Below are 13087 nucleotides of genomic sequence, written 5' to 3'. Positions count from 1 at the left end.
GTGCTGTCCGAGCTGCGGATGCGGGGGTTGGCGGAGCGGACGCTGGTGCTGATGAGTGGGGTAGGCGGAGATCTCCGCCTGGTGCGTGGCCTGCTCAGGATCGTCCGCGTACCAGGCGCCCAGCGGTGCGATCCGCATGGCGGCGCCGTTGCCCCACGATCCCTGTCCGTTGAAGAGGCCGGCGGCCGGCTCGCGCCAGTCCCCGCCCTCCCGGACCAGCCGCAGCAGCCGGTTGACGGCGGGGCCGTATCCCCGGTCGAAGTCGTGATGCCCGGCGAAGGACCGGGCGAGGGCGTCCTGGTCGATCCGGTGGTGCGCGGCCAGGACAGCGACGACGGAGCACGCCATTTCCGTGTCGTCGGTCCATTGCCAGGGGCCCGGGGGCAGTTCGCGGCGCTTGAGCAGCGGGTAGTTCACCGGCACGAAGAACTGGGAGCCGAGCGCGTCCCCCACCGACAGTCCGCGCAGCGCGGCCAGGGCGCGCTCCAGGCGCCCGGCGGGAGAGGAATCAGCGGTCATCGCCCTGCCACTCTATCCGTGCCCCCGTCCGTCCGCGCCATCCATCCGTGACCATCCGCACACGCGGCCCCTCCACACCCCTCTACCCGGTGATCCCGTAGGGTTCCGGTTCGCGCCAGCGTTCGAAGGGCCGGTCGAGGGCGTACTTGCCCTTCTCCCCCAGAACGAGCATCCGCATCTCGGCGTTCCCCGGATTCGACAGCGACTCGAACTCCGCCACCGTCCAGTGGAACCACCGCATGCAGAACAGCCGCATGGCCAGACCGTGGGTGACGATCAGGACGTTCGGCGGATGGTCAGGGGCCTCGAAGCTGCGGAACAGGCTCTCCAGGAAACCGCCGACCCGGTCGTACACGTCGGCTCCGGACTCGCCCTGGGCGAAACGGTAGAAGAAGTGCCCGTACGCGTCCCGGTAGGACTTCTGCAGCCGCACGTCCTCGCGGTCCTGCCAGTTGCCCCAGTCCTGCTCACGCAGCCTCGGCTCCTCGCGCACGCGTATCAGGCCGGGGTCCAGCCCGAAGGCGCCCAGCGTCTGGTGCGTGCGCCGGTACGGGGAGACGTACACGCTGACACGCTCGTGTCCGAACAGTCTCCGCAGCCGCTCCCCCGTCTCCTCCGCCTGCCGCCGGCCCCGCTCGGTCAGTGCCAGGGCGTGGTCGGGTTCGCGCTCATAAACGGAGTCATCAACATTGCCCGTTGATTCGCCGTGCCGGACAAGGACGATGCGCCGTGGTCGTGCCATGCCAAGACCCTAGATCGGGTGACGGCCGGACGGGCAATCGTGCGGGCCCCATACGGCGTACGTCACACATGTCCCGCACCCCGGACCGCGCGGAAGCGCGCCGCCACCCGCCCGGAGTTCACACGGTCCAGGCCGCCTCCATGTCCACGATGTCCCCCGCCAGGGCCGCGACGTCGGCCTCCGTCTGCGCCCTCAGGGCGAGGCGTTCCACCCGCTCGGTGCGGTACTTGCCGTGCTCGGCGGCCGAGCGCCACATCGACAGCACCAGGAACTCGCTCCCGGGCGCCTCGCCGAACAGCCCCCGGATCATGCCGGGCGAACCGGCCATCGCCGGGTTCCAGACCTTCTCCTGCATCAGTACGAAGTGTTCCGCCCGCTCCTCGTGGACCCGGCACAGCGCCACCCTGAGCAGGTCGGCGTCGGTGAAGCGGGGTTCGAATCCGGTCTTCACGTCGAAACGGTGGTCGAAGAGCCTGACCCTGGCGTCCTTGAAGGTCCCCGACTGGGCCGAGGCGAGCCGGTCGTGGGAGCGCGCCATGAAGGAGTCGTAGAAGGCGCGGCTCTCCCAGAAGGAGAATATGTGCGCCACGTCCGACCGTCCCCGGCTCCAGCCCCCGCCCTGTCCCCTGAACCCCGGCTCCCCCAGAAGCCCCGCCCACTTCCGCTGCCCCCGCTCGAACCCGCGGCGGTCCACCACGGTGCAGCGAATCCACTTGACCAGCACCGCGCCATCGTAAGGCCAGGGAGCGTGGCGCCGGTCACCCTCGGGAGGACTACTTCCCGGCATCCGTCACCGCCCGCATGGCAGGATGGACAACCTGTCACGATCATCCGGCAGTTGGGCTGACCGGGCAGGGACCGCACGAGGAAGGGGAAGACTGGTGAACGGCCTCAACAAGGGCTTCCGCAAGGTGGAGATCGCGCTGAAGTGGGACCCGAGTCCATCGGGTGAGCCCGCCACGGACCTGGATATAGTCGCCGCGCCCTACCCGGCGAGCGACCCGCACGGTGATCCCGCCTATGTCGTGCACTTCGACAGTCGCTCCCCCGACGGCACCATCATTCTCAACCGGGACAGCAAGGACGGCCAGGGCTTCGGCTACGACGAGGTCATGACGCTGGAGCTGGACCGGCTCGACGAGCGCTACGCGCGCGTGCTGGTCGGTGTCGTCATACAGCAGCACCACACGCGGCGGACGTTCTCCGCCGTGGGCAACCCGGGCCTGCGCATCCGCGAGGGGTACACCGTCCTGGCCGAGGACGACTTCGGCGGTGTCCTCGGGGCCACGGCGGCGACGGTGGCGGAGTTCGTCCGCGAGGGAGCGGGCCCCTGGGAGTTCCGCCCCGGCGTCCAGGGCTTCGACGGCGACCCGGCGGACTTCTCCCGCGAGATGGGAACCGCACGCCGGCCCTGACGCGGGCGGACGCCGTGAACGCCACGGCGAACCGGACGCGACCCGACACGACGCCGAGGGCGGTGGTACCCGAACTCCGGTACCACCGCCCTCAACGTGTCCCTCCACCCCCGGGCAGCGCCCGGACGCGTCAGCTGCAGCCGCTCGTGGAGCCGCAGCCCTCGCAGATGTAGCAGGAGCCGGCGCGCTGCATCTTCGTACCGCAGGAGAAGCAGAGCGGGGCGTCCGCCTGGATACCCAGCTGCATCTCGACCAGTTCCGCGCTGGTGTGGGCCTCCTGCGGGGCCGGCTTGACCACCTCGGCCTTCGGCGCGGCGACCGCCTTCAGTTCCTGGGTCAACGGTGCCGACTGGGCCAGGCCCTCGACGTCCAGCTCGTCGTCGGACGGCTCGTACGAACCGGTCTCCAGGTGACGCTGGCGCTCATCGGCGGAGTGGATGCCGAGCGCGGAACGCGTCTCGAAGGGCAGGAAGTCCAGCGCCAGGCGGCGGAAGATGTAGTCGACGATCGACTGGGCCATCCGCACGTCCGGGTCGTCCGTCATGCCGGCCGGCTCGAAGCGCATGTTGGTGAACTTCGAGACGTACGTCTCCAGCGGCACGCCGTACTGGAGGCCCACCGAGACGGCGATGGAGAAGGCGTCCATCATGCCCGCGAGGGTGGAGCCCTGCTTGGACATCTTCAGGAAGACCTCGCCGAGACCGTCGTCCGGGTAGGAGTTGGCGGTCATGTAGCCCTCGGCGCCACCGACGGTGAAGGAGGTGGTGATGCCGGGACGGCCCTTCGGGAGGCGCTTGCGGACCGGGCGGTACTCGACCACCTTCTCGACCGCGGCGCGGATCGTCTCCTCGGCCTTCTCGGTGACCTCGGCCTTCTCCTTGTCCTTGGTCTTCGCGGAGAGCGGCTGGCCGACCTTGCAGTTGTCGCGGTAGATCGCGAGCGCCTTGACGCCGAGCTTCCAGGCCCCGAAGTAGATCTCCTCGACCTCCTCGACGGTCGCCGTCTCCGGCATGTTGACCGTCTTGGAGATGGCGCCGGAGATCCAGGGCTGGATGGCGGCCATCATGCGGACGTGGCCCATCGGGGAGATGGCGCGCTCGCCCATGGCGCAGTCGAAGACCTCGTAGTGCTCCGGCTTGAGGCCGGGGGCGTCGATCACGTTGCCGTGGTCGGCGATGTGGGCGACGACCGCCTCGATCTGCTCCTCCTGGTAGCCCAGGCGGCGCAGGGCCTGCGGAACGGTGCCGTTGACGATCTGCATCGAGCCGCCGCCGACGAGCTTCTTGAACTTCACCAGCGCCAGGTCGGGTTCGACACCGGTGGTGTCGCAGGACATCGCCAGACCGATGGTGCCGGTCGGGGCGAGCACGGACGCCTGGGCGTTGCGGAAGCCGTTCTTCTCGCCGACGCGGACCACGTCCTGCCAGGCCTCGGTGGCGGCGGCCCACACCGGGGTGTCCAGGTCGTCCATGCGCACGGCCGTGCCGTTGGCGTCGGCGTGCTGCTTCATGACGCGCTTGTGGGCGTCGGCGTTGCGGGCGTAACCGTCGTACGGGCCGACGATCGCGGCGAGTTCGGCGGAGCGCCGGTACGCCGTGCCGGTCATCAGGGAGGTGATGGCACCGGCGAGGGAGCGGCCGCCGTCGGAGTCGTAGGCGTGGCCGGTCGCCATCAGCAGGGCGCCGAGGTTGGCGTAGCCGATGCCGAGCTGGCGGAAGGCGCGGGTGTTCTCGCCGATCTTCTGGGTGGGGAAGTCCGCGAAGCAGATCGAGATGTCCATCGCGGTGATGACCAGCTCGACGACCTTCTGGAAGCGCTCGGCCTCGAAGGACTGGTGGCCCTGGCCGTCGTCCTTGAGGAACTTCATGAGGTTCAGCGAGGCGAGGTTGCAGGACGTGTTGTCCAGGTGCATGTACTCGCTGCACGGGTTCGAGGCGGTGATCCGGCCGGACTCGGGGCAGGTGTGCCAGTTGTTGATGACACCGTCGTACTGGATGCCCGGGTCGGCGCAGGCCCACGCGGCCTCGGCGATCTTGCGGAAGAGCGCCTTGGCGTCGACCTCCTCGATGACCTCGCCGGTCATCCGGGCGCGCAGCCCGAACTTGCCGCCCTCCTCGACCGCCTGCATGAACTCGTCGTTGACGCGGACCGAGTTGTTGGCGTTCTGGTACTGGACGGAGGCGATGTCGTCGCCGCCCAGGTCCATGTCGTAGCCCGCGTCGCGGAGGACGCGGATCTTCTCCTCCTCCTTGACCTTGGTCTCGATGAAGCCCTCGATGTCCGGGTGGTCCACGTCGAGGACGACCATCTTGGCGGCGCGGCGGGTGGCGCCACCGGACTTGATCGTTCCGGCGGAGGCGTCGGCTCCGCGCATGAAGGAGACCGGGCCGGAGGCGTTGCCGCCGGAGGAGAGGAGCTCCTTGGAGGAGCGGATCCGGGAGAGGTTCAGGCCGGCGCCGGAGCCGCCCTTGAAGATCATGCCCTCTTCCTTGTACCAGTCGAGGATCGACTCCATGGAGTCGTCGACGGACAGGATGAAGCAGGCGGAGACCTGCTGGGGCTGCGGCGTGCCCACGTTGAACCAGACGGGGCTGTTGAAGCTGAAGATCTGGTGCAGGAGGGCGTACGCCAGCTCGTGCTCGAAGATCTCGGCGTCGGCGGGCGAGGCGAAGTACCTGTGGTCCTCACCGGCCTTGCGGTACGTCTTCACGATGCGGTCGATCAGCTGCCTGAGGCCGGTCTCGCGCTGCGGGGTGCCCACGGCCCCGCGGAAGTACTTGCTGGTGACGATGTTGACCGCGTTCACCGACCAGAAGTCGGGGAACTCCACGCCGCGCTGCTCGAAGTTGACCGAGCCGTCGCGCCAGTTGGTCATCACGACGTCACGGCGCTCCCAGGCCACCTCGTCGTAAGGGTGGACTCCAGGAGTGGTGTGGATGCGCTCGACACGCAGTCCCCTGCCGGCCTTGTTGCTCTTGGCTCGGGGACTCCTTGCCGGACCGCTCGCCGTCTCTGTCATGCCGCCTCCCTGTACGGGCGAAAACGCCCTGAAGTGCCGTGATTGTTCCCGTGGCACGGTGTGCTGTCTGGTACTGCGGGCACCCACTCGCCTGCCCGCAACAGGTCTTCTCATCGCCGCCGCCCGGCCGGTCCCCGCATCTGGCGTCCGGGGCCGGCCCGCCGGTCAGTCGGCGGCGGGAGCGGGTTCGGGGACCTGGACGGTCCCTCCGGACCCGCCGCCTTCTTCCCGGACCCCCGGGACGGCACCGTCGCCGTCCCCGTCGCCCGTGGTGAGCCGTTCCGCCCGCCGGAGTTCCGCGATCGCGGCCTCGAAGTCCTCCAGCGAGTCGAACGCCCGGTAGACGGACGCGAACCGCAGATAGGCGACGAGGTCGAGTTCCTGCAGCGGGCCGAGTATGGCCAGCCCCACGTCGTGGGTGGTCAGCTCGGCGCTTCCGGTCGCCCGTACCGCCTCCTCGACCCGCTGGCCGAGCTGGGCGAGGGCGTCCTCGGTGACGGGCCGGCCCTGGCAGGCCTTGCGCACACCGTTGATGACCTTGGTACGGCTGAACGGCTCGGTGACTCCGGACCGCTTGACCACCATGAGCGAACACGTCTCCACGGTCGTGAAACGACGGGAGCAGTCCGGGCACTGGCGGCGCCTGCGGATCGACGTGCCGTCGTCGGTCGTACGACTGTCGACGACACGGCTGTCGGGGTGCCTGCAGAAGGGGCAGTGCATGAAATTCCCAACCCTCCTCGCAGCAGACTCAATGGCCTCGCCGGCCCTCACGGGCCTCACGAAGCAGCACCAGCATAGGCGATCGCGGAGGGCCCGGAGACCGGGGGGACCACAACTTCTGGGCTACTACGGCAATCCAACCACTACATGTGGGGATTGGCTCATACATTCACGCTCTGGACGCGTGTCGCCGCGCACGCCGTCACCGGCGCCGCGCGGCAGGGAGACTCCGCTTCCCAGGAGGGCGGGGAGGGGTGCGACTCGCGGGCGGAGCGGGGGCCGCTTCCCGCCCGCCGGGGCACCCGATGGCAGACTGTGGCCGAGAACCCGGAAGGTCGTCGCCCCGGCGGTGAAGAGTACAGCGATCGGCCCGCTCGTCCGGCCGAGAGCGTGGCGACCAATACACCTCGACGAGAGATTGCGTACTGTAATTCGCGATTTTTCACTCGAACGTGTGTTTGGCGCAACCTTTCGAAAGCTACTACCGTTGTGCTGCAGGGAGACCATCGAGAGGGGCCGACGTGACCACGACCGCAGACAGTGCCGCCATCACTGCCCAGGACCGCTCCCAGAGCCGGCTCGAGCCGGTACACGCGATGAACGAATCCGTGAATCCGGAGGGGCCCAAGCGCTCCCTGCCGGGGCGACCTCCCGGCATCCGGGCGGACAGCTCCGGACTGACCGACCGCCAGCGGCGGGTGATCGAGGTCATCAGGGATTCGGTGCAGCGACGGGGCTACCCGCCGTCGATGCGTGAGATCGGCCAGGCGGTCGGCCTGTCCAGCACCTCCTCGGTGGCGCACCAGCTCATGGCGCTCGAACGCAAGGGCTTCCTGCGCCGTGACCCGCACCGCCCGCGGGCGTACGAGGTCCGCGGCTCCGACCAGGCCGCCTCCGTGCAGCCCACCGACACCGCCGGCAAGCCGGCCGCGTCCTACGTTCCCCTGGTGGGCCGTATCGCCGCCGGTGGCCCGATCCTCGCCGAGGAGTCCGTCGAGGACGTCTTCCCGCTGCCCCGGCAGCTGGTCGGCGACGGTGAGCTGTTCGTGCTGAAGGTCGTGGGCGACTCCATGATCGAAGCCGCGATCTGTGACGGGGACTGGGTCACGGTCCGCCGCCAGCCGGTCGCGGAGAACGGCGACATCGTGGCGGCGATGCTCGACGGCGAGGCCACCGTCAAGCGCTTCAAGCGCGAGGACGGCCATGTGTGGCTCCTCCCGCACAACGCGGCCTACGAGCCGATCCCCGGCGACGACGCGACCATTCTCGGCAAGGTGGTCGCCGTGCTGCGCCGCGTCTGAGTTCGGCGCGGGGGCCGGCTTCGGCCACGGCCCCCGCCCCTGACCGGACCCCGGGACCCCTGCGCCGGTTCCGGGGTCCTGTGCTGCCCGGACCCGTCGAGCTGCCCTCGCCCGGACGGGGCCAAGCCGGTCCGCCGGCCTTCCGGCCGTGGCCGACGGGGGGTGGGCCCGATCGGCGGATGTGCCTGCCGCCGTATCAAGCAGCCGGACCGGGCGTTCCACCGTCATGGCCCACCGCCGCGCCTCCCCGGAGATCCCGGGTAACCCGGGCCGCTCCCGCTCGGGGCCACTCCCGCTCGGGCCGCTGGGCCGACGGATTCCCGGTCGCGCGTGACACCGGACAACGTGGTCGGCAGTCGGCCGGTATCCGCTCGTCCGTGGCCGGCGTCGGCTCCGGGCACCGTGCTCCGGTCGGCGTTCCCCCGTGCCCCGGGCGCCATGTTTCGGCAGCCGAGTCCCGGGCTCGCGCTTCGGCCGCCGCGTCCGAGGCGCCGTACTACGGCCGCCGCGGCCCGTGGACCGTGCCTCGGCCGCCGTTCTCCGTACTCCGTACTCCTTGGACCGCACTTCGGCCACCGTGCCCCAGGCCCCGGCCACCGGCTGCCGTACTCCGGGCGACGGGCGACGGGCGACGGGCGCCATACTTCGGCGCCAAGGGCTCCGTGCCGCGAGGCATCCGGTCACGGTGTCTCCGCCTCGGCCTCCGCCCGGACGGCCACGGCGTCGATGGCGGCCAGCGATCTCCTGACCTGGTCCCGGTCCGTGGTGTACCAGAAGTCGGGCAGCGAAGCCTTCAGATAGCTCCCGTAGCGGGCGGTGGCCAGCCGCTGGTCCAGTACGGCCACCACGCCCCGGTCCCCCGACGCCCGTACGAGACGGCCGGCGCCCTGTGCCATGAGCAGTGCGGCGTGCGTGGCGGCGACCGCCATGAAGCCGTTGCCGCCCGCTTCCTCCACCGCCTTCTGGCGGGCGCTCATCAGGGGGTCGTCCGGACGCGGGAAGGGGATCTTGTCCATGACCACCAACTGGCAGCTCGGACCCGGTACGTCGACGCCCTGCCAGAGCGACAGCGTGCCGAAGAGGCAGGTCTTCGGGTCGGCCGCGAAGTTCTTGATCAGCTCGCCGAGCGTCTCCTCGCCCTGGAGGAGGATCGGGAACTCCGGAATGCGGGAGCGCAGCTCCTCGGCGGCGAGCTGCGCGGCCCGCATCGAGGAGAACAGGCCCAGCGTGCGGCCGCCCGCCGCCTTGATCAGTTCCGTCAGCTCGTCGAGCATGTCCCCGCGGTCACCGTCACGCGCCGGGCGCGCCAGATGCTTCGCGACGTACAGGATGCCCTGCTTCGGGTAGTCGAACGGGGAACCGACGTCCACGCCCTTCCACTGCGGGAGATCGTCGTCCTCGGCCCCCTCGGGACCGAGTCCCAGCGACGCTCCCACACCGTTGAAGTCGCCGCCCAGCTTCAGGGTCGCCGACGTCAGGACGACACTGCGGTCGATGAAGAGCTTCTCGCGCAGGAGGCCCGAGACGGACATGGGCGCGACACGCAGGGACGCCCCGAAACGGTCATGGCGCTCGTACCAGACGACGTCCCATTCCGATCCGTTGGTGATCCGCTCCGCGACGTCGTGCACGCTCTCCACGGAGGCCAGCGCCTGTTTGCGGACCGCGTCCTCGTCCTGGACGGACTTGTCGCGGGTGCCGCCGATTCCCGAGATGACGGTCCGGCACGCGTCGCGCAGTGCCATGAGCGCGTAGCCGAGGTCCTCCGGGATCTCCTCCAGCCGGCCCGGGAGGGCCAGCTCCATCAGCCGCTCGAACCCTTCGGCGGCGGTCTGGAGCTGGTCCGCGGCCTTCTCGTTGACGAGTTTCGCGGCGCGCCGGACCGCGCGGTTGACCTGTCCGGGGGTGAGCTCCCCGGTGGCGACTCCGGTGACCCGCGAGACCAGCTCGTGGGCCTCGTCGACGATCAGCACCTCGTGCTGCGGGAGCACCGGGGCGCCCTCGATGGCGTCGATGGCGAGCAGGGCGTGGTTGGTGACGACCACCTCGGCCAGCTTGGCGCGCTCGCGGGCGGTCTCGGCGAAGCACTCGGCGCCGTAGGCGCACTTCGTGGCGCCCAGGCACTCCCGCGACGAGACCGACACCTGGGACCAGGCGCGGTCGGACACGCCCGGCGTCAGGTTGTCCCGGTCGCCGGTCTCCGTCTCGTCCGACCAGTCACGCAGGCGCAGCAGGTCCTGACCCAGCTTGCTGGTGGGGGCGGCCGCCTCGAACTGGTCGAAGAGCCCTTCCTCCTCGTCCTGCGGGACCCCCTCGTGCAGGCGGTGCAGGCACAGGTAGTTCGATCGGCCCTTGAGCATCGCGAACTCCGGGCGGCGGCGCAGCAGCGGATGCAGCGACTCCACGGTGCGCGGCAGGTCCCGCTCCACCAGCTGGCGCTGCAGGGCCAGGGTGGCCGTCGCCACCACCACTCTCTCGCCGTGCGCGAGCGCGGGCACCAGATAGCCCAGCGACTTTCCGGTGCCGGTGCCGGCCTGGACCAGCAGATGGGCGCCGTCGTCGATCGCCTCGGCGACGGCTTCGGCCATGGTCACCTGGCCGGGACGCTCCGTGCCGCCGACGGCGGCGACGGCGGCGTGCAGGAGTTCGGGGAGTGAGGGCTTCGTCATAGCGCGACCACCCTACGACCCGGCACTGACATTCGTGCGATCACGGCGAGGCACGGTGATGTGATCAAGACGAGGCCTCCTCGGTGTGGAAGAGGGGTGGACCGGGGGCGCACGGGTGGGGGCGCGTCAGAGCAGATGACGCAGGGAGCGGTCCCGGATCATGAGGGCCGCCCGCTTGGCGGGCAGGTCCGCCTCGGCGGATAAGCGGAAGCCCGCCTTCAGGAAGGCGGTGACGGAGGGGGTGTTGCGCAGGTCGGGTTCCGCGACGACACGGGGGGAGGCGGGCCGGTTGTCGAGGGCGAGGTCGGCGACGGCCCTGAGCAGGGTGCTGCCGAGCCCCCGTCCCCGGTCGCCGGCGGCACCGATGAGGACGTGCAGACCGGTGTCGTGCGGACGGGCGGGATAGTGGCGGGCCAGCGGGTCGAGGTCCGCGCGGTAGATCTCCCAGTAGCTCATCGGCGTACCGTCCAGGATGCCCAGGCACGGCACGCTGTGGCCGTCGCCGGTGAGCTGGGCCCGTACGTGGTCGGCCGTCCGGGCCGGTGGTCCGGACAGTTCCCAGAACGCGGCCACGGCCGGGTCGTTCATCCACCGCGACAGCAGCGGCAGATCCCGCTCCACCCGGACGGGGGCGAGACGGAAGAGACCCGCGGGGGTGCCGGCCGGGCCCCAGGCGGTGATGTCGCCGGCCGTCATGGGTGCAGCGGGTTGGGGATGGTGACGTAGACGGACTGGGTGTCGACCGGGCCGGTGAGTTCGTCGAGGCCGTGCGCCCGGGTCAGCAGATTGGCCTTGCAGCGCAGGGTGGGTGAGTCCAGCAGGAGGGCGGGCAGGGTGCCGCGTGTCCGGGCCGGTCCGGCGGAGACCTCGGTGAGGAACCCGCGGAAGGCGGCGAGCAGCAGCCGTTCGTCGGCGAGGCGCTCGGAGCCGATGGCGCCGATGAGTCCCAGGACGTTGTTGATGCCGAGGTAGTAGGCGAAGCGTTCGTCGGTGACGCCGTCGGGGACGAAGGTGTCGCTGTGCTCGCCGATGCCGGGCAGCCGGGCGTCCAGTTCCCCGCGGCGCGACGCCCGGAAGTAGTACCCCTGGTTGTCCCGGTAGCGGCCGCCCGCGGGCCAGCCGTCGGCGTCCAGCAGGACCAGGGTGTTCTGCTGGTGCGCCTCCAGCGCGATGCCGGCTGCCCCGTCCAGCCAGAGCACGGGCCGCACCACGTGCTCGAGGTAGCGCAGGAACCACTCGGCGGCGACGGCTCCGGGCGGCCGTCCCGTCCGGGCGGCGAGGCGGGTGACCAGCTCGGCCAGCCGGGATCTCATGGGACCGTCGGCACGGGGCCGCGGCGAGAGAAGTCCGGCGACGCAGGCGACGTCGTCGTGCGGCCCGAACGGGTTGTGCCGGATCACCAGGTCGAGTCCGGGTACGGGGTCGCCGTCCGGTCCGTTCACGGCGATCCAGGCCGGGTCGCGGACGATGTCGAAGCCGGGGTGCGCGGCCCGCCACCGCTGGGACAGCCCGGTGCGCAGCAGCCGGTGGACCTCGACGCCCCGGTGGAGTTCCTTGCGGAGGTTCTCCCGGCGGGAGTTGGTGATGCGCAGGGCCAGCGACAGCTTGAGCATGGCGGGGGCACCGGTGCGGTGGACGGTCCGTACGGAGGACGTGGGGTGCCAGGGGTCGCCGTGGCTGCCGAGGTCGCAAAGGAGCCCGGCGTCCAGCAGCGCGGCGGCCTGGGGACGCCGGCGGATCTGGCGCAGTTGCCAGGGGTGCAGGGGCAGCGCCGCATAGCCGTCGGGCAGCGGTAGTCCGGGGCCGGCGAGCCGTGCGGTGAGGTCCGGCGCGGGGACGCGGCGGCCGCGCTCGGTCCAGGCCGAGTCGGTGGCGAGCAGGGAGGGGGCGACGGCCATCCAGCGCAGGGGGAAGGATCCGCGCGCCTCGGGTGAGTACTGTCGCGCCTCGGCGTCACGGAGGCCGTCGCGGCTCTTCGGGTCGGGGTGCAGGGGATGGCCCAGGACGAGCGCCTGTTCCGCGGCGAGGAAGAGGTCCGGGTGGTCTGCCGTACGGGTCCGCCGGTGGGTGAGGAAGGCGGCGACGCGCCGGACGGAGTCGGCGACACGCGCGACCAGGTCGGTGCCGGTGCCGGTACCCGCCGCCTCCCGGCCGGTGCCGGTGCCGGCCGGTCGAAGTGCCGGGCCGGCCGTCTCCCTGCCGAGGAGGGCGGCGAGCAGTACGGCGTCGACGGGCGGAGCGGGATCAGGGGCGTCGGCCAGGTAGGGCAGGCCGAAGCGGTGCCGGCCGGTCGGGGACCAGTACCGGACCGGGACGAGCAGGGCCGTTCCGCTGGCGGGCAGGGGGAGGCACAGGATGTCGCTGCGCGGAGCGCGGACGCCGGTTTCACGTACCCAGCAGCGCAGAAGGTTCTCCGTGCCCGCCGCCTCGGCCGCCCTGTGGGGGTCGGGGTGCTCCAGGGGGCATGCGCCGGTGTCCCTGAGCCACTCGGTGCCGGGCGGTTTCCGTGCCTGGTGCGGTACCGGGGAGTTCGTGCGGTCGGCCGGTGCGGGGGTCGTGTGCAAGGCGGATCCTCGTGGGGTGGGGCGGGGCCGGCCCGTCCGGAACGGCTTTCGGGGACACGGCGCTTCTCGTACGGATCGCGGTGGTCACGGGCCGTCGGGTGGAGGGACTCGGCGAGCCGGTCACGGGCCGTCGGG

Annotated in this window: 10 protein-coding genes; 2 read left to right on the top strand and 8 right to left on the bottom strand. The window is 70.9% G+C overall.

Translation table 11 applies throughout. The features are described from left to right. The 3 genes from B9S61_RS08900 to B9S61_RS08890 form a co-directional block, all read right to left on the bottom strand. A partial coding sequence (locus B9S61_RS08900) for an ADP-ribosylglycohydrolase family protein (RefSeq protein ID WP_146064757.1) occupies positions 1–519 on the bottom strand: 519 nt, incomplete at its 3' end. Between the two features lie 82 nt (positions 520–601). After that, on the bottom strand, positions 602–1261 hold the full coding sequence (locus B9S61_RS08895) for a histidine phosphatase family protein (RefSeq protein ID WP_103541766.1): 660 nt from the start codon (positions 1259–1261) through the stop codon (positions 602–604). A gap of 118 nt (positions 1262–1379) precedes the next feature. Continuing rightward, the gene (locus B9S61_RS08890; RefSeq protein ID WP_103541765.1) at positions 1380–1985 is read right to left on the bottom strand and encodes a YdbC family protein; all 606 of its coding nucleotides are present in this window, start codon (positions 1983–1985) and stop codon (positions 1380–1382) included. Positions 1986–2142: 157 nt separating this feature from the next. Between B9S61_RS08890 and B9S61_RS08885 the strand changes: the two genes are divergently transcribed. Next, complete coding sequence (locus B9S61_RS08885) at positions 2143–2676, top strand: TerD family protein (protein WP_103541764.1); 534 nt, start codon at positions 2143–2145, stop codon at positions 2674–2676. A 130-nt stretch (positions 2677–2806) separates the two neighbouring features. Here the strand turns inward: B9S61_RS08885 and B9S61_RS08880 are convergent, their stop codons facing one another. Continuing rightward, a complete protein-coding gene (locus tag B9S61_RS08880) occupies positions 2807–5695 on the bottom strand; it encodes a vitamin B12-dependent ribonucleotide reductase (protein ID WP_103541763.1) in 2889 nt (962 codons plus the stop codon). 165 nt (positions 5696–5860) lie between these two features. Further along, on the bottom strand, positions 5861–6418 hold the full coding sequence (gene nrdR / locus B9S61_RS08875; RefSeq protein ID WP_103541762.1) for a transcriptional regulator NrdR: 558 nt from the start codon (positions 6416–6418) through the stop codon (positions 5861–5863). Between the two features lie 521 nt (positions 6419–6939). On the opposite strand from nrdR, the gene lexA reads away from it, so the two are divergent. Further along, positions 6940–7719, top strand: coding sequence for a transcriptional repressor LexA (gene lexA / locus B9S61_RS08870; RefSeq protein WP_103541761.1), 780 nt, complete (start codon positions 6940–6942; stop codon positions 7717–7719). A 680-nt stretch (positions 7720–8399) separates the two neighbouring features. On the opposite strand, the gene B9S61_RS08865 is transcribed toward lexA, so the two are convergent. From B9S61_RS08865 to B9S61_RS08855, 3 genes are all read right to left on the bottom strand, one after another. Next, on the bottom strand, positions 8400–10388 hold the full coding sequence (locus tag B9S61_RS08865) for an ATP-dependent DNA helicase (RefSeq protein WP_103541760.1): 1989 nt from the start codon (positions 10386–10388) through the stop codon (positions 8400–8402). 126 nt (positions 10389–10514) lie between these two features. Next, positions 10515–11186, bottom strand: coding sequence for a GNAT family N-acetyltransferase (locus B9S61_RS08860; protein WP_103541767.1), 672 nt, complete (start codon positions 11184–11186; stop codon positions 10515–10517). Then, complete coding sequence (locus tag B9S61_RS08855; RefSeq protein WP_103541759.1) at positions 11081–12952, bottom strand: IucA/IucC family siderophore biosynthesis protein; 1872 nt, start codon at positions 12950–12952, stop codon at positions 11081–11083. The genes B9S61_RS08860 and B9S61_RS08855 overlap by 106 nt, the downstream gene beginning before the upstream one ends. Between the last annotated feature and the right edge of the window lie 135 nt (positions 12953–13087).

Source organism: Streptomyces sp. SM1, from assembly GCF_002910825.1.
Classification (GTDB): Bacteria; Actinomycetota; Actinomycetes; order Streptomycetales; family Streptomycetaceae; genus Streptomyces; species Streptomyces okerensis.
The sequence above is the reverse complement of the archived record's forward strand: the minus strand, read 5'-3'. Positions and strand labels throughout refer to the sequence as shown.